The 20,224-nt window shown below is 65.4% G+C and carries 21 protein-coding genes; 13 read left to right on the top strand and 8 right to left on the bottom strand.

Annotation, left to right across the window (positions count from 1 at the left end; all coding sequences use genetic code 11):
• Positions 1-58 precede the first annotated feature (58 nt).
• Both LB555_RS23340 and LB555_RS23335 read left to right on the top strand, forming a co-directional pair.
• A complete protein-coding gene (locus tag LB555_RS23340) occupies positions 59-973 on the top strand; it encodes an alpha/beta fold hydrolase (RefSeq protein WP_224683877.1) in 915 nt (304 codons plus the stop codon).
• A 116-nt stretch (positions 974-1,089) separates the two neighbouring features.
• On the top strand, positions 1,090-1,851 hold the full coding sequence (locus LB555_RS23335; RefSeq protein ID WP_224683875.1) for an alpha/beta fold hydrolase: 762 nt from the start codon (positions 1,090-1,092) through the stop codon (positions 1,849-1,851).
• Here the strand turns inward: LB555_RS23335 and LB555_RS23330 are convergent.
• The 6 genes from LB555_RS23330 to LB555_RS23305 all read right to left on the bottom strand — a co-directional run bounded on the left by LB555_RS23330 (position 1,820) and on the right by LB555_RS23305 (position 6,901).
• Positions 1,820-2,818, bottom strand: a complete 999-nt coding sequence (locus LB555_RS23330) for a sigma-70 family RNA polymerase sigma factor (RefSeq protein WP_140716279.1) — start codon at positions 2,816-2,818, stop codon at positions 1,820-1,822. The genes LB555_RS23335 and LB555_RS23330 overlap by 32 nt on opposite strands.
• Positions 2,815-3,345 carry a dihydrofolate reductase family protein gene (locus tag LB555_RS23325; RefSeq protein ID WP_015316987.1) on the bottom strand — a complete coding sequence of 177 codons (531 nt, stop codon included), beginning with the start codon at positions 3,343-3,345 and terminating at the stop codon, positions 2,815-2,817. The genes LB555_RS23330 and LB555_RS23325 overlap by 4 nt, the downstream gene beginning before the upstream one ends.
• A gap of 2 nt (positions 3,346-3,347) precedes the next feature.
• On the bottom strand, positions 3,348-4,286 hold the full coding sequence (locus LB555_RS23320) for an alpha/beta hydrolase (RefSeq protein WP_224683873.1): 939 nt from the start codon (positions 4,284-4,286) through the stop codon (positions 3,348-3,350).
• Positions 4,287-4,392: 106 nt separating this feature from the next.
• Positions 4,393-5,274 (bottom strand): SDR family oxidoreductase, encoded by an 882-nt coding sequence (locus LB555_RS23315; protein ID WP_224683872.1) that lies wholly within the window; start codon positions 5,272-5,274, stop codon positions 4,393-4,395.
• A 123-nt stretch (positions 5,275-5,397) separates the two neighbouring features.
• Entirely contained in the window at positions 5,398-5,985 is a 588-nt protein-coding gene (locus LB555_RS23310) for a dihydrofolate reductase family protein (protein ID WP_224683871.1), read from the bottom strand.
• A 37-nt stretch (positions 5,986-6,022) separates the two neighbouring features.
• On the bottom strand, positions 6,023-6,901 hold the full coding sequence (locus LB555_RS23305; RefSeq protein WP_224683870.1) for an NmrA family NAD(P)-binding protein: 879 nt from the start codon (positions 6,899-6,901) through the stop codon (positions 6,023-6,025).
• A gap of 110 nt (positions 6,902-7,011) precedes the next feature.
• Between LB555_RS23305 and LB555_RS23300 the strand changes: the two genes are divergently transcribed.
• From LB555_RS23300 to LB555_RS23290, 3 genes are all read left to right on the top strand, one after another.
• Positions 7,012-7,428, top strand: a complete 417-nt coding sequence (locus LB555_RS23300; protein ID WP_015316982.1) for a winged helix-turn-helix transcriptional regulator — start codon at positions 7,012-7,014, stop codon at positions 7,426-7,428.
• Positions 7,429-7,586: 158 nt separating this feature from the next.
• Positions 7,587-8,834: a DNA polymerase IV gene (gene dinB / locus LB555_RS23295; protein ID WP_224683869.1), complete on the top strand. Its 1,248-nt coding sequence runs from the start codon at positions 7,587-7,589 to the stop codon at positions 8,832-8,834.
• A gap of 212 nt (positions 8,835-9,046) precedes the next feature.
• A complete protein-coding gene (locus LB555_RS23290; protein ID WP_140876324.1) occupies positions 9,047-9,430 on the top strand; it encodes a YkvA family protein in 384 nt (127 codons plus the stop codon).
• Positions 9,431-9,510: 80 nt separating this feature from the next.
• Here LB555_RS23290 and LB555_RS23285 read toward each other — a convergent pair whose 3' ends face one another.
• The gene (locus LB555_RS23285) at positions 9,511-10,044 is read right to left on the bottom strand and encodes a sterol desaturase family protein (RefSeq protein ID WP_140716295.1); all 534 of its coding nucleotides are present in this window, start codon (positions 10,042-10,044) and stop codon (positions 9,511-9,513) included.
• A gap of 182 nt (positions 10,045-10,226) precedes the next feature.
• Here LB555_RS23285 and LB555_RS23280 point away from each other — a divergent pair, with 182 nt between their 5' ends.
• Positions 10,227-10,691, top strand: a complete 465-nt coding sequence (locus LB555_RS23280; RefSeq protein WP_015316978.1) for an NUDIX domain-containing protein — start codon at positions 10,227-10,229, stop codon at positions 10,689-10,691.
• Between the two features lie 45 nt (positions 10,692-10,736).
• Here LB555_RS23280 and LB555_RS23275 read toward each other — a convergent pair whose 3' ends face one another.
• Complete coding sequence (locus LB555_RS23275; protein WP_140618018.1) at positions 10,737-11,924, bottom strand: Gfo/Idh/MocA family protein; 1,188 nt, start codon at positions 11,922-11,924, stop codon at positions 10,737-10,739.
• A gap of 201 nt (positions 11,925-12,125) precedes the next feature.
• On the opposite strand from LB555_RS23275, the gene LB555_RS23270 reads away from it, so the two are divergent.
• The 7 genes from LB555_RS23270 to LB555_RS23240 all read left to right on the top strand — a co-directional run bounded on the left by LB555_RS23270 (position 12,126) and on the right by LB555_RS23240 (position 20,209).
• Positions 12,126-13,019 carry a MurR/RpiR family transcriptional regulator gene (locus LB555_RS23270; protein WP_224526967.1) on the top strand — a complete coding sequence of 298 codons (894 nt, stop codon included), beginning with the start codon at positions 12,126-12,128 and terminating at the stop codon, positions 13,017-13,019.
• 78 nt (positions 13,020-13,097) lie between these two features.
• Entirely contained in the window at positions 13,098-13,880 is a 783-nt protein-coding gene (locus LB555_RS23265) for an SDR family oxidoreductase (protein WP_140618016.1), read from the top strand.
• Positions 13,877-15,409: a mannitol dehydrogenase family protein gene (locus LB555_RS23260; protein WP_224683867.1), complete on the top strand. Its 1,533-nt coding sequence runs from the start codon at positions 13,877-13,879 to the stop codon at positions 15,407-15,409. Before LB555_RS23265 ends, LB555_RS23260 begins: the two co-directional genes overlap by 4 nt.
• Positions 15,410-15,444: 35 nt before the next feature.
• Positions 15,445-16,359 carry a sugar phosphate isomerase/epimerase family protein gene (locus tag LB555_RS23255; RefSeq protein WP_140876330.1) on the top strand — a complete coding sequence of 305 codons (915 nt, stop codon included), beginning with the start codon at positions 15,445-15,447 and terminating at the stop codon, positions 16,357-16,359.
• A gap of 89 nt (positions 16,360-16,448) precedes the next feature.
• Entirely contained in the window at positions 16,449-17,483 is a 1,035-nt protein-coding gene (locus tag LB555_RS23250; RefSeq protein ID WP_015316972.1) for an ABC transporter substrate-binding protein, read from the top strand.
• A gap of 207 nt (positions 17,484-17,690) precedes the next feature.
• Positions 17,691-19,238 (top strand): sugar ABC transporter ATP-binding protein, encoded by a 1,548-nt coding sequence (locus LB555_RS23245; RefSeq protein ID WP_224683866.1) that lies wholly within the window; start codon positions 17,691-17,693, stop codon positions 19,236-19,238.
• Positions 19,235-20,209, top strand: coding sequence for an ABC transporter permease (locus tag LB555_RS23240; protein WP_224683865.1), 975 nt, complete (start codon positions 19,235-19,237; stop codon positions 20,207-20,209). The genes LB555_RS23245 and LB555_RS23240 overlap by 4 nt, the downstream gene beginning before the upstream one ends.
• Positions 20,210-20,224: the final 15 nt, after the last annotated feature.

Below are 20,224 nucleotides of genomic sequence, written 5' to 3'. Positions count from 1 at the left end.
CCATAATTGTACAAGTCGCGATACCGCGATCACAGAACAAAAGCTCGGAGAGTGCAGCATGTTTCGTCCGTTCGTTGTCGTCCTTGGTCTGCTGGCCATGAGTGTTCCGGCGTCTGCGCGCGTTGTCGCGTTTCCGGCCGGCTTCAAGACGCAGACGATCGAGACCAACGGCACCAGCCTGAACGTCCGTGTCGGCGGACAAGGGCCGGCGGTCGTGCTGCTGCATGGTTTCGCCGACACCGGCGACATGTGGGCGCCGGCTGCGATAGCGTTGATGAAGGACCACACCGTGATCGTGCCGGACCTGCGCGGCATGGGCCTTTCGGCGCATCCCGACGGCGGCTACACGAAGAAGAGCCAAGCCGTCGACATCGCCGGCGTGATGGACGCGCTGAAGATCGACAAGGCCGACCTGGTCACCCATGACATCGGCAACATGGTCGGCTATGCGCTGGCCGCGCAGTATCCGAAGCGCATCACCAAATGGGTTGTCATCGACGCGCCGCTGCCGGGCATAGGCGACTGGGACAAGATCAAGCAGAGCCCGCTGCTGTGGCATTTCAACTTCCGCGGCCCCGACATGGAACGGCTGGTGGCGGGCCGCGAGCGCATCTACCTCGACCGCTTCTACAACGAATTGTCGGCCGATCCCAAGAAGATCGACGAGGCGACGCGCGTCCACTACGCCAAGCTTTACGCCCGGCCACATGCCATGCACGACGCCTTCGAGCAGTTCAAGGCATTCGACCAGGATGCGATCGACAATCAGGCGATGCTCACCACGGGCGGCAAGCTGACCATGCCAGTGCTCGCGGCGGGTGCGGAAAAATCGGCCGGAACGACGCAGGCCGACATCTTGCGGTTGGTCGCCAGTAAGGTCACCGGAGCCATCGTGCCTGCATCGGGCCATTGGATCATGGAGGAAAACCCGGACGCCACCGTCACGCTGATTACAGACTTCCTCGCCAAGTAACAGCACGGCTTCAGCGACCACCGCGGGCTCTGCCAGGGCCGACCTTTGTAACGATGAAGCCGAACGGGATCGCGCCCAGCAAGGGTGCGGCCCGTCGCGACGATGGGAGACATTCTATGCCGTTAACGCATTTCCTGGCTCTTGGAAGCGCCGTTCTCCTGGCGGCGACAGCACCGGCGTCAGCCGCCGATGTCCCGAAGAAAACGGTCGTCCTGGTGCACGGCGCGTTCGCCGACGGATCGAGCTGGAGCAAGGTCATTCCCTTACTGGAGGCCAAGGGGCTCAATGTGGTGGCCGTGCAAAATCCGTTGAGCTCGCTTGCCGCCGATGTCGACGCAACCATGCGCGTCATCGAGGCACAACTTGGTCCAGTCATTCTGGTCGGTCACTCCTGGGCCGGCGTCGTCATCAGCCAGGCCGGCGTGAACGACAGGGTCAAGGCGCTGGTCTACGTCGCCGCCTTCGCGCCGCCAAAGGGCGTGTCGATCAACGAGCTTGGCAAGGGTCAGCCGCCGCCGCCCTGGGCAAGCGCGCTGCAACCCGACAGCGGCGGCTATCTCAGGTTGAGCGCCGAGGGTGTCGCCAAATATTTCGCGCAAGACCTGCCGCCGGCGGAAATCGGGGTGATCGCCGCCACCCAGGGACCAGCCTTCTCCGGTATCTTCGACGAAAAGCTCACCGCGGCCGCGTATGAGACAAAGCCGAGCTGGTACATCGTCGCCAGGCACGACGGAATGATCCCGCCGGCGGCCGAGGCCGCGATGGCGAAGGCGATCGGCGCCAAGGTCACCGAGTTGCCGACCAGCCACGTCGCCATGCTCGCCAAGCCCCGCGAAGTCGCCGATGTTATCCTGGCGGCGGTGGACTCGGTGAAGTAGGCAGGGAAACGATACCGGCGAGGAGGCCAGGATAGATCCCCTCCACGTTTGCCATCTCCAGGATCCACGGGCAGGCATAATAGTCGCTGATGCTGTCGATCACCCCGCCCGTGGCGCCGATCCGGACCAGATATGCCTGCCGCCAGACCTCGCCATATTGCCTGTCGACGACCAGCACCATCTCCCCTTCGAACGCGCCTGGCCGCACGCGCCAGGGCAGTTCGCTGCGCTCATATTCGACGAAGTAGGGCGAACCCGACAGCAAGCCGCTGTAGCAGTCCGACACCTGGAGGCGTGCATCGGCGCTGGTCAGTGCCCGCACGCCGTCCCAGTCCCTGGCGTTGAAGAGCGCGACATAGCGATCAAGCAGCCGCTCCAGTTCGGGATCGTGTGGCGGCGCCGCGGCCGGTTGCGCGGGTAGAGCGGCGAGCTTGGCGCGGCCGCGATTGAGCGCCGATTTGACGCCGCCCGGTGTCGAGCCGACCATCTCGGCGATCTCCTCCAGCGAATGGTCGAAGACATCCTTGAGCAGCACGCAGGCGCGCTCCTTCGGTGGCAGATGCACCACCAACCGCTCGATGGCGCGGCCGGCGCCCGGACCGGCCGGCTCGACCGGCTGCACCACGTCGTCGTCGGCATAGAAGGCCTCTGCCGCGTGCCGCGTGCGGCGATTGCGGATGAAATCGATGCACCTGTTATGCGCGATGCGGAAAAGCCACGGCCGCAGCGCCTGCGCATCGTCGAGCAGCTCGATCTTGCGATAGGCCTCGAACAGCGCCTCCTGCATGATGTCCTCGCCATCCAGCGCCGAGCCGGTCATGCGGGCGCAATAGCGATGCAGCCTGGCGCGCAGATGCGAAACCGTCTCCAGGAACGCGGCATAGCGCAGGTCGAACACGCGGTCGGGCTCAGGCCAGACCCGCATGCCTCGTGCCGTGTCGGGGGATTTGCGGATCTGCTGGTTCATCGCGGCACATAGGTCAGGGTCACCACGCCATTGGCAAAACGGTTGATGTCGACCAGTTCGAGATCGATCGGCCCGACGTCGTCGAAGGCGCGCTTGCCCTGCCCGACCCATGTCGGCACGATCGACAGATGATACTCGTCCACCAGCCCAGTGGAAAGCAAGGTGCGGTCGAGCTGCGACACGCCATATTTCAGGATGTCGCCCCCCGGCTGGCGTTTCAGCGCCGCGAGCGCCTCGGCGACGTCGCCCTCGATCAGCGCGGCATTCCACGACACCGTCTTCAGCGTCGTCGAGGCGACCAGCTTCTTCAGGCCGTTGATGCGGTCCATGTACGGACCCTTGGTCCCGGGCCAGCGCGCGAAGAACATCTCGTAGGTGGCGCGGCCAAGCAGGAAGAACTCGACGTTCGAAAGCGCCCGCAAGGCATGGTCCACATTCTCTCCGACGAAAAATGGCGACGCCCACGTCATCGGCGCCTCGATGACGCCATCCAGCGAGACGAAACTCGACACGATCAGCCGCCGCATGCTCACGCCGCCTTTTCGCTGGTCTTCTCACCGGGAGCCGGCAGCCCCAGTCTCGGCCGCACCCAGGCGGCGAAGCGGGCAATGGCGTCATCGGCCTCCGGCGCCCGCCCTGCCATCATCTGGAACGAGTGGAGCATGCCGTCAAAGACGTCGAGCCGCGTCTCGACGCCCGCCTGCCTCGCCCGCTCGGCGAACATGCGGCTTTCGTCGACCAGCGTCTCGTCGGCGCCGGCCTGCAGGAAGACGGGCGGAAAGCCGGAGAGGTCGGCGTAGAGCGGACTGACTTCGGGATCGCGCCGATCGGCATCGCCGATGAAATTGGCCGCCAGCCAGTCGACGGCTTCCCTGGCGAAGGCCGGGTCCTTGTCGCGGTTGGTCTCGTAGCTGGCGCCGGTCAACGCCATGTCGAACCAGCCGGAGATGATCAGCGTGGCGACCGGCAGCGGCCGCCTTTGCGCGCGCAGCCGCTGCAGGACGCCATAGGTCGGCACCGCGCCGCAGGAGTCGCCGGCGATCACGATCCGCTTGGGGTCGAGGCCTTGGTCGACGAGCCAGTCCCAGGCCGATGACGCGGCCTCGAGCTGAGCCGGATGCTTGGCTTGGTGCGCCAGCGGATAGTCGTAGAGCAGCGCCCGGCAGCCGACGGCCTTGGCGAGATGACCGACCAGCTTGCGGTGCGTGTAGATCGAGCCGCCGATGAAGCCGCCGCCATGCGCGTAAAACAGCACCCGCTGCTCGTCGGCGCCCTTCGGCACGATCCACATCGCCGGCACGCCGCCGGCATCGACCTCGATATAATCGACGCCGCCCGGTTCGCCGGTCAGCGCCGTCCAATTGACGTCGTTGTAGTCGATGACCGCCTGCGGGCTGGTCAACTTGCCCGCATTGGCCGCGAGCGCGGCGTAGTGGTTCCTGTTTGCCTGACTTTGCATGCTCGCCATGACCGTTTCTCCGTGGTGGCCGATCGCGGTCCGGCGCGACCTTCAGGCAAGAGACGGACGGGCAGGCAAAAAGGATACGTGCCGACCTGCGTTTTTTTTCGGCGGCCTACGCCTCGCCCCGCAACATCGCCGCGTGGCGTTGGGCGAATTCGACGAACGGCGTTGCGCGCACGCCGAACATATCGTGGGTGGCAAGATGCACCCGCGATTTCGGCCGCCGCAGGCGCTCGGTCAACTGCTCGTCCAGCGCATCGGCGAAGTCGGCGGGAACGCCGGCGGCCAGCAGGTTGCGGCGGCGGTCCTGCGGGCTGATGTCGACGTAGCGGACCGGTTTGCCGATCGCCTGCGAAATCCGCGCCGCGATGTCGCTCATCGTCAGCGCCTCGGGTCCGGTCATGTCGAGGCTCTCGCCTTCATGGCCGCCATCGCGCAGCAGACGGACGGCGACCTTGGCGATATCCTCGACATCGACCGGCGACAGTTCGGTGCCGCCAAGCGCCAGATAGAAGGCGCCCTCGGCGGCGATGGTCGGCGCGTCGCGCAGATAGACCTGCATGAACTGGCTGGGGCGCAGATGCGTCCACGCCATGCCGGCTCCTTCGAGATAGCGCTCGATCTCCTCATGCATGCGCGTGAAGCGGAACTTCGTCGCGTCATAGCCGATGTTGGATTCGGCACCGGAAAACTTCACCACATGCGCGACGCCGGCCTGCTTGCAGGCATCGATAAAACGGCACTGCGTCTCTACCATGTCTTGCGCGGCGGTCGAAATCATCAGCACGCGATCGACACTATCGAGAGCCGCGCCAAGCGTCTCCGCCCGGCGCATGTCGCCGTCGACCAGCTCGACGCCGGCAAGTCCGCCGAGCCCTGCCGCGGATGCCCGGTTAAGATCGCGAACCAGCGCCCTCACTTGATGCTTCTGCCGCGCGAACTCGCGCACGATTGCCTTGCCGTTCAGGCCGGTGGCGCCTGTCACCAGGATCATCTGTCTCTCCATTCAGCGTTGATGCGGCCGCCCTTCCGGCGACCCACCTTGAAGACGAAGAGAAGCGGGCAAAGGATTCCGGCCAAACGTCTTTTTACCGGCGTGCGGCCTGCACGCCGGTAATCAGCACGCTGGCGCGTAGCGGCTGACCACCATGCCGCAGCCATAAGCCTTCGAGCCAAGCAGAAGCAGGTTTCGGAACCCGCCTTGGTCGAAGATGCGGCGGCCGGCGCCCAGCACGGCCGGATTGACGAACAGCTGGAACTCGTCGACCACCCCGGCCGCGATCAGCGCCGACGCAAAGCCCGCCCCGCCGAAGACGGCCATGTCGCCGCCCTCACCCGCCTTCAATGCGTTGACCTCGCGCGGCAGGTCGCCGCTCACCACCGTCGTGCGCTCCCATCGCGAGGTCTCGAGCCTGTCGCTCGGCACCACCTTGCGCGCTTCGACGATACGCTGGGCGAAGGCATAGAACGGATCGGCCGGGTATTTCCGCGCCGCGTTGCCCCAATGGGTGAGGTAACCTTCCTCAGCCATCTTGCGGCTGAGCAGGATGGTGTCGATGCCGGCAAACACCGCGTTGAAATCACGCTTCAGTTCCTCGTCCCAGCCGATGTCGTCGCCCCATCCCCAAAGTTGCCAGGGGTGGTTCTCATTGGCACCGACAAAGCCGTCGACCGACATCTGCATCTGAAGGATCAGCTTTTTCATGGGGTTCTCCTCGTTTCCGGATTCCAGGCAGGAAGGATCACGCCGCGCTTTGCGAACGGGCAAAGGCTTGTGCCCAGCTCTCGAAAGTGGTCGGCGTGGCGTTGCGGATTGACGGTGCCTCAAGTGCCCAGCGTTCACCCTTGTTGAAACTCGCCGCCGTTTCGCCGAGCGCATCGGCAAAGCTCGGTGACAGACCGTTGGCGATCATCCCGGCGCGCGCCTCAGTGAATGGAGCCGCCTTGTAAGTGACCTGCCTCCCCATCGCGCTGCCCAGGATCGTGGTGGCCTGCTCGAAGGTATAATAGCCGCCGCCATGCAATTCGATAATCCGCTCGCTTGGAAAACGCGTAGCGTCCAGCAGGGCGGCGGCGCGCTGGCCGAGATCGCTGGCAGCAATCAAAGGCATCGGCAGATCGCCACGGAACGGCGTCATGAAGATGCCGGAAGCGGCCTGCTGGACAAAGCCCATGCCCTTGGCGAAGTTCTCCATGAAGAACGAGGCGCGCAAAAACACCAGTTCGTCGAGGCCGAGCGCCGCCAGCCGGTCCTCCATCAAGGCGGCGCCGAGCGAAGTTCCCATCCTGAGATGGGCGTTGAGGCCGCTGAGCAGCACGACGCGGCGCACGCCTGACTTCGCGATCACCGCCGCCAGCCGCTCGCTGACTTCATCTTCGAAGCGATGAAGATCCGGCGCCGTGACGTCGAACGGAATCATTACATAGGCGCTGTCGGCACCGGAAAAGGCGGAGGCGAGCGCGTCGCTATAGTCAAGCGCGACACCCAGGCTGCGCGCCACGCCGCGCACAATATGCCCCCGCCCGGTCAGGACCCGGGCGACTGCCTTGCCAACCTCGTTGGTGGCCCCGATGACCACGACGGTTCTTGGTGAGCTGATTTTCCCGACGGCCTGACTCATGACGTCCTCCTGCTGGCCAAGTTGCGGCCCAACGATTTACTTTTGGAAGCATTTGACTGATGGAAAGAACGATGTCAATAGTAAAGTGATTTAAAAATGGAACCGTAGAGATGTCGACGCGTGAAAGATCCGGCTGCCCGATCAGCCTGTCGCTGGAATTGCTCGGCGACCGCTGGACGCTGCTCATCATCCGCGACCTGGTCTTCGCCGGCAAAAAGCATTTTCGCGAGTTCCTGCAATCCGATGAAGGCATCTCCTCGCGCACATTGGCCGAGCGGCTGCAGACGCTGCAGGACGAAGGCATCCTCACCCGCAGCGACGACCCTAGCCATGGGCTGAAGGCGATCTACCGGCTGACCGAAGCCGGCATCGATCTCCTGCCGGTGCTAGCCACGCTCGGCGCCTGGGGCAGCAAGCACCGCAAATCCGACGACAAACTCGCCCGCATCGCCGACGAACTGGCGGCCGGCGGCGAGCCGGCGCTGGAACGGATGAAGGCGGCACTGCGGGCGGAGCATGTTGTCTAGGAAGTGGCGCTGCCTCCTCCGCCCTGTGGAAAAGGAGGCACTTTACGCGCCTCGGTTACGCCCAAAGGACACGATGCAGCAAAGACCCAATTGACAACGATCTCTGTTTGTTCACTATATGTTTCTGTCTATCAGCAATCGCGGATGAGCGGAACAGGATGGAAACGACGGCCACCATCCTGCATGCCGATCTCGACGCCTTCTATGCCTCGGTCGAGCAACTGCTCGACCCGTCGCTGCGCGGCAAGCCGATCGCGGTTGGCGGCGGCGTGGTGCTCGCCGCCTCTTACGAAGCGCGCGCCTTTGGCGTGCGCGGCGGCATGCCTGGACGCAAAGCGCGCGAGCTTTGCCCGCAATTGATCTTCGTCGGCGGCAATTTCAGCCACTACCAGCGGCTGGGCGACGCGGCGATCAAGGTGCTCGACGATTTCACGCCGGTGGTCGAACGCATCTCCATCGACGAGGCCTTCGCTGATGTCGCCGGCTGCACGCATCTGTTCGGCTCCCCGCGGGAAATCGCGACGGCGATCCGCGGCCGTGTGCGGGCCGAACTCGGCCTGCCGATCTCGATCGGCGTGGCTCGCACCAAGCATCTGGCCAAGATCGCCTCGCAAGTCGCCAAGCCAGACGGGCTGGTGGTGGTCGAGCCCGGCACCGAGCTTGCCTTTCTGCACGATTTGCCGGTCTCGCTGATGTGGGGCGTCGGCCCGGCAACCAGGGCGCGCTTGGCCGAGATCGGCGTCGAGACCATCGGCGAGCTGGCCCGGACCCACAGCGGCGCCCTGACCCGGCTGCTAGGCCCCGCGGCCGGCGAAAAGCTCGCGGCGCTGTCGTGGAACCGCGATCCGCGCAAGCTGCAGACGAAGCGCCGGGCGCACTCGGCCGGCGCGCAATCGGCGCTCGGGCAAAAGCCGGCCGTGGCGCGAGTGATCGTGCCGACACTGCTGCATCTGGCCGATCGCGTCGCCAGCCGGCTGCGCGCCAAGAACCGCCCCGGCCGCACGGTAACCGTGCGCGTGCGCTTTGCCGATCTCAGCGCCGTCACGCGCTCGATCACGCTGGAACAGCCGATCTCGGCGACCGCCATGCTGGCCGAGATCGCAGGGGATTTGGTGCGCGGCGTGCTCGCCGAGCATCCCCGGGAGAAAACGATCTCGCTGCTGGCGATCTCGGTCTCGCACCTGGAGGAGAGCGCCGAACTGCAGCTCGACCTGCCGCTCGGCCTCGCCGACGAGAAGCGCCGCCCGGGCAGCCAAAAAGGCCTCGCGCGCTTCGGCGCCGACCGCGCCATCGACAAGATCCGCCAGCGTTTCGGCAAACAGGCGGTCGGCTACGGTACGGTGGTCCTGGAAGCGGCCCGCTCGGTGCCCGACGCATTCAGGGAACTGGCGGAGAAGGAATTGTGAGCGGAGGAGCCCTCCCCGTCGCTCACGCTTTGCGGATCGACGTCCCGAACCAGGCGGCGCGGTGGTCGTCACCAGCGCCGGCTTTCAACAGGTCTTCTTCACGGCACGCCCGTTGGGCGGCGGGGTCAGTTTGCAGACCGTCGACATCGCTGCAATGATCGAGGAAGGAGCGGAGACGCCGATGTTCGGGGCCTTCCAAAGAGAGTTGCCGGGTGACTGTCCTCGACAAGACAAAGCAATGGGCGAGAGCCATCAAGCGCGATGTGATGGCCCTGTGGCTGGCCGCCCGCGATCCTCGCGTTCCCTGGTACGCCAAGCTTGCCGCCGGCATGGTCGCCGCCTACGCCCTCAGTCCTATCGATCTGATACCCGATTTCATTCCCGTACTCGGATATCTGGACGATCTGATCATCGTGCCGCTTGGCATCCTGCTTGCGGTGAAGTTGATCCCCGCCGATCTGATGGCGGAGTTTCGCGCGGAGGCCATTCGCCGATCGAGGCCGACCAGCCGCGGCGGTCTCGCATTCATTGTCGGACTTTGGGTTCTGATGGCCGCCGCGCTCATCTGGCTATTCTGGCCAGATCGCTCGGCCTGATATGGATTTCAGGCTGGGCGTTTCCCGTCGCCCGGCAGACCACGAATGAAGTTGGTCGCCTGGTCGAAAGATTCCCCACGTCAAAGCCTAGCGGTGCCGAAAATCCGGTCCCAGAATATCGACGTCACGCCGAAATTGGCGTTGTCGTCGATATGGTGGTGCACCGCGTGGCGGCGCTTGAGCGTGTAGAGATAGCTCGGATGGGCCGGATGCCAGTGGTGGATCATGTGGTGGACGCTGATGTACCAGAGATAGCCCAGCATCAACCCGCAACTCACCGCGCTGGCGGTCGCGAAGTCGGAGACCATCCAGACGGGCAGGAACGCCACCAGCGCATGCACGCCCAGGCTGAGCCAGGTGGGCGTGCCCACCGGACTGCGCTCCTCGACGTGGTGACGGTCGTGCAGGTCTCGGATCCAGGGGACGTGGTGCAGCACGAAACGGTGCAGCACATATTCGATCAGCGTCCACAGGCCAAGGCAGATCAGCATCGTGCCGACCCAGTCCGGCGCGCTTTCTTCTCCGGCCTCGATCAGTCCGGCCACCCCCAATATCGCGATCACCAGGGGATAGACCACGAAGTCGCTGTAGTAGCCGATCAGACCCAGCTGCATTCGGACGCCTCACCTGATTTTCGACGCCGCCCCAGAAACGATGCTATCAGTTTGCCGGACTCGCGTATGAGGTGCAATGCGGATGCATCTGACATAGCGTCGCAATTTCCAGGTGCAAGATCGGCAGCCATGATCTCAGAATCGGCCGGCTTCGCACCGGTGCCGCAAACGGACATGCAAACATGGCAAAACGCAGCGCGGGTCTGCTGATCTATCGCCGGAGCGATGACGGTATCGGGGTGCTGCTGGTTCATCCCGGCGGCCCCTTCTGGGCAAAGAAGGACGATGGCGCCTGGTCGATCCCGAAGGGCCTCATCGACGAGGACGAGGACGAATTGGCGGCGGCACGACGCGAGACCGAGGAAGAGCTCGGCATGAAGGTCGAAGGCCCCTTCGCTCGCCTTGGCGACTATCGGCAACCGGGCGGCAAGATCGTCATGGCTTGGTCCGTCGAGGCCGACATCGATGTGACCGCCATCAAGAGCAACACCTTCACCATGGAATGGCCGCCGCGGTCGGGATCGATGAAGGAATTCCCGGAGGTCGACAGGGCCGGCTGGTTCACCTTGGCCGAGGCCGGGGTGAAGATTCTGCAGGGTCAGCGCCCTATGCTGTCGGATTTGGCAGAACAGTTGGGTATCGAATAGTTGCCGACGGCAAAAGCCGCCGATCTCCCCTCGGAGGTCGGCTGTTCATCCCGCAAACCTGGCCGCGGTCCAAGCCCCGCCAGCCGCGTTCGACTCCACCGCGGCGGCGACGAACTTCACGCCGCGCGCGCCGTCGATCACGTCTGGCACCCGCGCCGCGCGGGCGGGATCCACCGCGCCGCCCGAGCGGTGGGCTCGGATGATGTCGGCGGCGTCGCGGTAGAAATTGGCGAAGGCCTCGATATAGCCTTCGGGATGCGCCGCCGGCATGCGCGACACGCGGCGGGATTCCTCCGTCGAGCCATGGCCGCCGCGCACCAGCGTGCGGGTTTCCTCGCCATATCTGGAAAAGCGCAGTTCCTCCGGCCGGCCGCCCGACCATTCGAGCCCGGCCCTGTCGCCATAAATGCGCACGGAGAGGTCGTTGTAGTGGCCGGGCGACGTCTGGCTGGCCAGGATCGTGCCGCGTGCGCCATCGGTCCAGCGCACCAGCACATGGGCATTGTCGTCGAGCCGGCGTCCGGGCACCGCGGTGAACAGGTCGGCCGACACCGTCTCGGCCTCGCGGCCCGAAATGAAGCCTGCCAGGTTGAAGGCATGCACGCCGATATCGGCCAGCACCGCCGACTGCCCCGCCCTCGCCGGATCGGTGCGCCATTCCGCCTGCTTCTGGCCGTCGGCATCGATCGGCTTGGTCAGCCAGTCCTGGATGTAGGCGCCATGCACAGACACGACCCGGCCAAGCTCGCCCGCCATCACCATCTCGCGCGCCTGGCGCACCATCGCGTAGCCGGTGTTGTTGAGCGTGACGACGAAGCGGCGGTTTTTCGCCTTCGTGAGTGCAACCAGTGCCTCGGCGTCCGCCAGCGTCGTCGACAGCGGTTTGTCGCAGATCACGTCGATGCCGGCCTCGAGGAAGGCGGTGGCGATCGGCGCGTGCAGATGGTTGGGCGTGACGATGACGACCGCCTCTATGCCATCCGGCCGCGCGGCCTCCGCTTTGGCCATGGCGCGGTACTCGGCATAGCTGCGCTCCGGCGCGATGCCGATCTCGGCGGCCGAGGCGGCGGCATTGTCCGGGTCGGACGACAGCGCGCCGGCAACCAGCGCGATCTGGTCGTCGAGGCGCATGGCCAGCCGATGCACGGCGCCGATGAAGGCATTGCGGCCGCCGCCGACCATGCCGACCCGCAGACGCTGGCGCGTCGATCCATCCGATGTTGCATAGACCATGTTTTCTCCTCGGGGCTGATCACTAGCGGGGTCGTCATCCCAGGGCGTAGCAAGGAGCGAAGCGACGCGCCGCAGACCCCAGGATCTGCGCGGCTGCTTCACCTTGGGATGACGAAATCGCCGAGCCCTCGCCCTATCCCCATCGAACACCATTTCCAATTTCCATATTGTAAAACGATCGTATCGCGCTAGCCTGAATTCATGAGCGGGGCGAGAAAACCATCCGGACGATCCAGTGCCGACGAGGCAGCGACGCGCAAACGCGGCCGTTCGCTGGCGGCACTTGGCTATATACAGCCGCGAACTTATGAGGAGCTGCGCGCGGTGCTGTCTTCCGGCACCGTGCATTTTCCCAAGCGCCTGCGCCAGGTGGCGATCTTCCTGTGGCAGCACCCGAGCGAGGTGGCGCTCGGCACCATTGCCCAAGTGGCGGCACAGGCCGGCGTGCAGCCCTCGACGCTGGTGCGCTTCGCCCAGATCTTCGGCTATTCCGGCTTTTCCGATTTCCAGGGCCTGTTCAAGGACCACGTCAAGGGATCGTGGCCGGAAGGCCGCGGCGAGCAGCGCGCCGAGGCCGAGCCTAATGCCGCCACGCATTTCCTGCGCGGCATGGTTGGCGCCTCGCAGGCCTCGCTCGGCCGCATCGAAAGCGGCTTCGATATCGAAAGCTTCGAGAAGATGGTGGCGACGCTGGCCAAGGCGGACCTGATCTACGTCATCGGCTCCAAGCGCGCCTTCCCCGTCACCACCTATCTGTCGCTGACGCTTTCGCAGCAAGGCGTGCGCAATGTGCTGGTCGACAATGTCGGCTCGACCGCGCTCGATCAGGTCGGCTGCATTGGCGCACGCGACGCCGTGCTGGCGGTGTCCTTCAGCCCCTACAATTCGATCACGCCGGACCTGGTGGCCGTGGCGCATGAACGCAAGGCCCGCATCGTCACTATTACCGACAGCACCTTCTCGCCGCTCATCCGGCTGTCGGACAGCTGGCTGGAAGTGGTGGAATCCGACTTCGCCGGCTTCCGCTCGCTGGCGGCGTCGCTGGCGGTGGGCATGGCGCTGGTCCAAGGCGTCGCGGCGCGCCGCGGCACATGAGGCGCCGCTGGTACAATTGACTATCGGGAATTAGCATTCCATATTTCAATAAATAGAAACTTTGTTCCGGGAGGAGGAATGGAGATCAGGCTCGAAGGCAAGGTGGCGCTGGTCACCGGGTCGACGCAAGGCATCGGCCGTGCCATTGCCGAGACGCTGGCGCGCTCCGGCGCTGCCGGCCTGCTGATCACCGGGCGCGACAGCAAGCGCGGCGAGGCCGTGGCTGCGGAACTGTCGGCCCTGGGTACGCCGACGCTCTTCGTCGCCGCCGACCTTGGAGACACGGAAACTCCCGCCCTCTTGGCGCAGGCCTGCATCGACCGCTTCGGCCGCATCGACGGCCTCGTCAACGCCGCCGGCCTGACCGACCGCGCCTCCTTCCTCGACGCCACGCCGGACGACTGGTCGGCGCTGTTTGCCGTCAACGCCCGTGCGCCCTTCTTCCTGATGCAGGCCGTGATCGCCGACATGAAGAAGCGTGGCCACGGCGGCGCCATCGTCAACATCCTCTCGATAAACGCCCATTGCGGCTCGCCGGAACTCGCCGTCTATTCCGCCACCAAGGGCGCGCTGGCGACGCTGACCAAGAATGCCGCCAACGCCCACCGCTTCGACCGCATCCGCGTCAACGGCATCAATGTCGGCTGGACCGACACGCCGGCCGAACGCATCATGCAGGCGCAGACGCTGGGCAATGGCCCGGGATGGCTCGACGCCGCCAATGCCGCGCAGCCCTTCGGTCGGCTGCTCAAGCCGGACGATATCGCCAATCTCGCCGTGTTCCTGCTTTCCGACGCAGCCGGGCCGATGACCGGCGCGGTGATCGACCAGGAGCAGGCGGTGATCGGGGCGAACCGGTGAACTCCATCGAAAGGCTCGGGCCCAGACTGCTGGAGCGGCTGCCCGCAGCCGTGCAAAAGCCGTCATACGACCGCGCGGCGCTCTCACCAGGCATGGCGCATCTGGGCGTCGGCGCCTTCCATCGCTGTCACCAGGCCGAATACACCGACGACCTGCTTTCGCGCCGGTTCGACCGCTGGGGCATCGTCGGCATCAACATTCGCCCGCCCGCCCTGACCAAGACGCTTGGCCGGCAAGACGGCCTCTACACGAGGCTGATCCGCGAGAACGATCATGTCGAGGCACGCGTCATCGGCAGCATCGTGAAGGTGGTCGACAGCCAGGACAGCGCCGCACCGGCGCTCGAGGTGCTCGTCTCCGCCGACATCGAGCTGGTGACGATGACGGTGACCGAAAAAGGCTATTGCCATGTGCCCTCGACTGGCGCGCTCGACCTCGATCATCCCGACATCGTCCACGACCTCGCCAACCCAGAAGCGCCCCGCAGCGTGCCCGGCATCCTCACGCGGGCGCTGGAGCGACGCGGGGCCACGCATGGCCGGAAGCTGACGCTGCTCTCCTGCGACAACATTCCGACCAACGGCGTCATCCTGGAAAATGTCGTGCGGAGCTTTGCCGAACGGCGCGGCAATGGCCTGGCCGACTGGATCGCGGCCAATGCCGCCTTCCCCTCGGCCATGGTCGACCGCATCGCTCCGGCGGTGACACAGGACGATCTCGACAGCGTCGAGCGACGGTTCGGCTATCGCGACGCCGCCGTCGCCGTCGGCGAACCCTTCCGGCAATGGGTGATCGAGAAAAAGTTCGCCGGCCGCATGCCGCGCTGGGACCTGGCCGGCGCGACCTTTGTCGACGACGTCACCCCGTTCGAGCATCTCAAGATGCGGGTGCTCAACGGCGCCCAGACGACACTCGCCACGCTCGGCGTACTGGCCGGCCTCGAACACACGTCGGATGCCATCGCCGACCCGCTGCTTTCGATCTTCGTCAGGCGAATGCTGGTCGAGCAAACCCTGCCGACACTGATGCCGGTGGCTGGCATGAATCCATCTGCTTATGTCGAGCAGAGCCTTGGCCGGTTGAAGAACACCGCGATCCGCCATCGCAACCACCAGATCGCCACCGACGGCTCGCAAAAAATCGTGCAGCGCCTGCTCAACCCGATCCGCGACCGCCTGAACCTGGGGGCCAGCATCGGCCTGCTGTCGGTGCCGGTCGCCGGCTGGATGGCTTATCTGATCCTGGCCTCGGCGCGCTTCGGCAAGCGCTGGCCGGTGTCGGATCCCTATGCCGGCAAGGTCGCCGCGATTGCGGACGAAACCGGCCACGATGCGCGGGCGCTGGCTTCCGCCATCCTGGCCATCGACACGATATTCGACCCGGGCCTTGCCGCGGACGAGACGTTCCGGCAGGCCGTCACGTCAGCGCTTGGCGAACTGCTTTCGGGCGATCCGATGGCGGCAGTCCGTCACAGTCTCGAACAAGATGAGGTCGCGAGGTTGAAGCGATCCAAACAATCGGCATTATAGGCATCGATCGTGGGTTCGCGGCCAGGGGAGGCATGATGAAACTTGGACTGCTCACCGCACCGTTCGCGGACACGCCGCTTGGCGAGGTCGCCGGCTGGGCAAGCTCTGTCGGCTTCGAGGCACTGGAAATCGCCTGCTGGCCGAAAACCTCCGGCGCGACCCGCCGCTATGCCGGCACCAGCCATATCGATGCTGATGGCACTTCGGTCTCGCGGGCGAAAGAAATCGTTGCATCGCTGGCGGAAAAGAACCTCACGGTCTCCGGTCTCGGTTATTACCCCAACCCGCTGCACCCGGATACCGCCCATCGCGAGGCGGTCATCGGCCACCTGAAGAAGGTCATCGTCCTGGCGGCAAACATGGGCGTTCCCCTGGTCAACACCTTCTGCGGCGGCGATGCCTCCAAGACAGTCGACGTCAACTGGCAGGACGCGCTGAAAGTCTGGCCGGAAATCGTTGCCCATGCGCGCGGCCACGGGGTAAAACTCGCCTTCGAAAACTGCCCAATGATCTTCAGCTATGATGAATGGCCGGGCGGGCACAACATCGCCTATTCGCCGCAGGTCTGGCGTCGCATTCTCGAAGCCTGGGGCGGCGATGTCGGCATGAATTTCGACCCCTCGCATCTGGTCTGGCAGATGATCGACCAGGCCCGCTTCATCCGGGAATTCGGCCCCTATATGCTGCATGTCCACGCCAAGGACCTGATGATTGATCGTGATGGTTTGTACGAGCGCGGAATTCTGTCGGCGGGCATAGGCTGGCAGGTGCCGCGCATGCCGGGGCTGGGCGATGTCGACTGGAGCGGCTTCTTCTCGGGCCTCTACCGCGCCGGTTATGACGGATCGGTCATCATCGAACACGAGGACAGGCGATTTGAAGGCAGCGACGAGCAGGTGAAGCGGGGCTTTCTGCTCGCCCGCGACGTGCTGCGTCCCTTCGTCAAGTAACGGCAAAGCGAGCCACTTGACTCTGATTGTGAGTGGCGCGGCCCAACAGGTTAAAACTGAACTGAAAAACAATGTGGAGGAAGACTGAAATGAAGAACTATCTGACCATGGTCCCGCTGCTTGCCAGCGCGGCGCTGCTGGCCTCGGTGGGCGTGTCGTCCGCTGCCGGCAAATACACGATCGGCATTTCCAACACCGTGCAGGGCAATGGCTGGCGCGAGGAAATGGTTTGCGCCATGAAGGCGCAGGCGCTCGCCTCCGGCGAAGTGACCAAGCTCAACATCGCCCACCGCAACACCGATGCCGCCGGCCAGCTGGAAGACATCCGCAACCTGATCAGCGCCAAGGTCGACGCCATCGTCGTCAACCCCGCCGACCCGGCCGGCATCAAGGCCGGCCTGGAAGAAGCCACCAAGGCCGGCATCGTCGTCGTCGCCGTCGACCAGGCGGTCACCGAGCCGTCGGCTTACATCATTTCCAACAACCAGGAGCAGTATGCGTATCTCGGTGCCAAATGGCTGTTCCAGCAGATGGGCGGCAAGGGCGAGGTGTTTTACATGCGCGGCGCGGCGGGCGCTTCGGCCGATAGCGATCGCGACAAAGGCTTCAAGAAGGCACTGGCCGAATTCCCCGACGTGAAGGTGGCGCAGGAGGTCTTCACCGGCTGGCAGCAGGACCAGGCCAAGCAGCAGATGCTGTCCTTCCTGGCCACCGGCACGCCGTTCAACGGCGTGTGGACGTCGGGCATCGATAACGTCATCGTCGACGCGCTGGTCGAATCGCAGGCGCCGCTGGTGCCCGTGGTCGGCGCAGACAATGCCGGCTTCGTCGGCCAGCTGAGCTCGGTCAAGGGCCTCGTGGGTGCCGCCGTCACCAACCCCGGTTCGATCGGTGGTGCCGGCGTGACGCTGGCGCTGCAGATCCTCGACGGCAAGAAGCCGGCCCAGCAGACCGTGCTGGTCGACCCGCAGCTGTGGGAGAATGCCACCGAGGAAGGCAAGGCCAAGCTGAAAGCCGCCGCCGACCCGTCGCTGAGCCCTGAATGGCCGGTCTCGATCATGATCCCCGACTGGACGACGTATACCAAGGACCAGATCGTGGCCTGCAAGGGCCCGGGCGAGTAAGCAGCGGCTTTGCTGACCATGGTCGGCGCCGCCCCTCACTGTCCTGCCGGACATCTCTCCCGGTAAACGGGGCGAGAGAAGCTGGCCGCAACGCCGGAGGCAAGCCCCCTCTCCCCGTCTCTATATGGGGAGAGGATGCCGGCAGGCAGGTGAGGGGCGGCGCTGACATTCGCGGTTATTAGGCACATAAATCGAGACCCAAATCATTTGACCACCAGTCCCCTCCTCGACGCGTCAGGCGTCGCCAAGAACTACGGCGCGGTCGCGGCTCTCCGCGATGCGTCGCTCTCCGTGCTGCCGGGCGAGGTGCATGCGCTGATGGGTGCCAATGGCGCCGGCAAGTCGACGCTGGTGAAGATCCTGACCGGCGCGATATCAGCCAATGCCGGACGCATCCTGATCCGTGGCGAGGCGCGCGACATACGCTCGCCGGCCGCCGCGCGCCGGGCCGGGCTGCTGCCTGTCTACCAGGAGCCGTCGCTGATCCCCGATCTCGATGTGCTGTCCAATCTGCGGCTGACCGGCACGCCGGTCGAGCCGTTCCGCGCCTGGGTACGCGAACTCGGCATACCTGACCTCGACCTGCGCGACACCGCGCGCGACATCCCGCTCGCCATCCTGCGCGTGCTCGACCTGGCCCGCGCGCTGGCCGTCGAGCCCGACGTGCTGCTGCTCGACGAGATGACGGCCGCACTCCCCGCCAACCTTGCCGAAAAGGTGCTGGAAGTGGTGCGCCGGCAGGGCGACGCCGGCCGCGCCGTGATCTTCATCTCCCACCGCTTCGTCGAAATCTCGGCCCTTTGCGACCGCGCCACGGTGCTGCGCGACGGCGCGACCGTCGGCGTCGTCGACATCGTGCCGGGCGTCGAGGAAAAGATCGTCGAGCTGATGCTCGGCACTCGCATTGTCAAGACCCATGTCGCCGCCCGCGGCGCCAGCGAAGAGGCCCGCCCCCCTGCTCGCCCGCGCATCGCCGTGCGAAACCTGCGCGTCGGGACCAAGCTCAGCGATGTCTCCTTCGATCTCCGCGATGGCGAGGTGGCCGGCGTCGTGGCGCTGGAAGGCCAGGGCCAGGACGAACTGTTCGCCGCCCTTGCCGGCTCGATCAAACCATCGGGCGGCACGATCGAGGTCGACGGCAGCCCGGTGAAATTCGCCCACCCGATCGACGCCATCCGATCGGGGGTCGCCTATGTGCCGGGCGACCGTTCCGAGGCGCTCGCCATGCAGCGCTCGGTGCGCGAGAACATTGCGCTCCCCTTCAGTGCCGCCTTGCGCAACTGGGGGCCTATTCGTATGCCCAAGGAGCGCGCCACTGTCGCGAGCGCCATCCAGCGCCTGCAGATCGACACCCGCGCTCAAGGCGAGGTGCAGCGCCTGTCCGGCGGCAACCAGCAAAAGGTCACCATCGCCCGCTGGATCGCGGCCGACGCGCGCACCATCCTGTGTTTCGACCCGACGCGCGGCATCGATGTCGGCACCAAGCAGGAGATCTATCGTCTGCTGCGCGAGCTCGCCGGCAACGGCAAGTCGGTTCTGTTCTACACCTCCGAACTGGAAGAAGTGCAGCGCGTCTGCGACCGCGTCATCGTCATCTTCGGCGGCCGCCTGGTCGATATTTTCCCGGTCGAGGAGGCCGACGAGCCGACACTGATGCGCGCCGCCTACGGCCTGCCGCGCGGCGTCAAGGCGGATATCGGTATTTTGGCCGCACCCACGGCGAATGCTTCCGATGCGCCGGAGGCAACGCCATGAGCCATTTCCTGCGCCGGCAAGGCTGGGTAACAGGCCTGTTCGCCCTCCTCGTCATGCTGTTCATCGCCACCAAGATCATCCAGCCCGGCTATGGCAGCGGCGATTTCGGCTCGCTGGCGCGGGCCGTACTGCCCTACGCCTTTGCCGTCGCCGCGCAGACGGTCGTCGTCATCGCCGGCGGCATCGATCTCTCGGTCGCCGCCATGATGGCGTTGACCAGCGTCACCGCCGCCTCGATGATGGCGGGCGCGAGCGAGGAATACGCGCTGTTCGTGGTGCCTTTCGTGCTCGCCATGGGGTTCGTGCTGGGCGCCGTCAACGGGATGCTGATCGTCGTCACCCGCGTGCCGGACATCGTCGTCACGCTGGCCATGCTGTTCGTGCTGCAAGGCGCGGCCCTTCTGGTGCTCGGCGCCCCGGGCGGCGCGGCGGCCGAATGGCTGAAGGCGCTGATCTCGGGCACCGTGCCGATCCCGGGCCTGCCCGACGCCGTCGACGCGTGGCTGCCCAAGGCGCTGCTGGTGCTGATCGTCTGCCTCTGCATCGTCTGGATACCGCTTCGACGGTCGCGCCTCGGCCTTTCCATCTACGCCATCGGCTCCAGCGAACTGGCGGCGTTCCGCAGCGGCGTGCCTGTCGCCCGCACCAGGGTCATCGCCTACGCGCTGTCAGGCCTGTTCGCGGCCATGGGCGGGTTGGCGCTGACCATGAGCACAGGCATCGGCGCGCCGATCCCCGGCCCCTATCTCCTGGCCAGCGTCGCCGCGGTCGTGCTGGGCGGCGTGGCGCTCGGCGGCGGCAAGGGCGGCCTGCTCGGCCCCATCGTCGCCGTCTTCGTGCTGCGGCTGGTGCGCACGGATCTCACCTTGCTCGCCATCGACCCCAACGTCACCGCCATCATCGAAGGCCTGATCATGGTCGCCGTGGTGATGTTCGGCGCCTTCATCACGATGCGAGGGCGGCAATCATGAAATTCACCCGCAGCG

Source organism: Mesorhizobium sp. BR-1-1-10 (genome assembly GCF_020165595.1).
Classification (GTDB): Bacteria; Pseudomonadota; Alphaproteobacteria; order Rhizobiales; family Rhizobiaceae; genus Mesorhizobium; species Mesorhizobium australicum.
The sequence above is the reverse complement of the archived record's forward strand: the minus strand, read 5'-3'. Positions and strand labels throughout refer to the sequence as shown.

Bases quoted from the DNA above. Each gene is read 5' to 3' on its own strand.
- LB555_RS23315 (WP_224683872.1), bottom strand. From the start codon at position 5,274: ATGATCCTGGTGACAGGCGCCACCGGCCTGAACGGCAAGGCAATCGTG.
- LB555_RS23305 (WP_224683870.1), bottom strand. From the start codon at position 6,901: ATGAGTCAGGCCGTCGGGAAAATCAGCTCACCAAGAACCGTCGTGGTC.
- LB555_RS23255 (WP_140876330.1), top strand. From the start codon at position 15,445: ATGAAACTTGGACTGCTCACCGCACCGTTCGCGGACACGCCGCTTGGC.
- LB555_RS23310 (WP_224683871.1), bottom strand. From the start codon at position 5,985: ATGAAAAAGCTGATCCTTCAGATGCAGATGTCGGTCGACGGCTTTGTC.
- LB555_RS23280 (WP_015316978.1), top strand. From the start codon at position 10,227: ATGGCAAAACGCAGCGCGGGTCTGCTGATCTATCGCCGGAGCGATGAC.
- LB555_RS23265 (WP_140618016.1), top strand. From the start codon at position 13,098: ATGGAGATCAGGCTCGAAGGCAAGGTGGCGCTGGTCACCGGGTCGACG.
- LB555_RS23300 (WP_015316982.1), top strand. From the start codon at position 7,012: ATGTCGACGCGTGAAAGATCCGGCTGCCCGATCAGCCTGTCGCTGGAA.
- LB555_RS23320 (WP_224683873.1), bottom strand. From the start codon at position 4,286: ATGGCGAGCATGCAAAGTCAGGCAAACAGGAACCACTACGCCGCGCTC.
- LB555_RS23275 (WP_140618018.1), bottom strand. From the start codon at position 11,924: ATGGTCTATGCAACATCGGATGGATCGACGCGCCAGCGTCTGCGGGTC.
- LB555_RS23340 (WP_224683877.1), top strand. From the start codon at position 59: ATGTTTCGTCCGTTCGTTGTCGTCCTTGGTCTGCTGGCCATGAGTGTT.
- LB555_RS23240 (WP_224683865.1), top strand. From the start codon at position 19,235: ATGAGCCATTTCCTGCGCCGGCAAGGCTGGGTAACAGGCCTGTTCGCC.
- LB555_RS23330 (WP_140716279.1), bottom strand. From the start codon at position 2,818: ATGAACCAGCAGATCCGCAAATCCCCCGACACGGCACGAGGCATGCGG.
- LB555_RS23250 (WP_015316972.1), top strand. From the start codon at position 16,449: ATGAAGAACTATCTGACCATGGTCCCGCTGCTTGCCAGCGCGGCGCTG.
- LB555_RS23285 (WP_140716295.1), bottom strand. From the start codon at position 10,044: ATGCAGCTGGGTCTGATCGGCTACTACAGCGACTTCGTGGTCTATCCC.
- LB555_RS23270 (WP_224526967.1), top strand. From the start codon at position 12,126: ATGAGCGGGGCGAGAAAACCATCCGGACGATCCAGTGCCGACGAGGCA.
- LB555_RS23325 (WP_015316987.1), bottom strand. From the start codon at position 3,345: ATGCGGCGGCTGATCGTGTCGAGTTTCGTCTCGCTGGATGGCGTCATC.
- dinB (WP_224683869.1), top strand. From the start codon at position 7,587: ATGGAAACGACGGCCACCATCCTGCATGCCGATCTCGACGCCTTCTAT.
- LB555_RS23335 (WP_224683875.1), top strand. From the start codon at position 1,090: ATGCCGTTAACGCATTTCCTGGCTCTTGGAAGCGCCGTTCTCCTGGCG.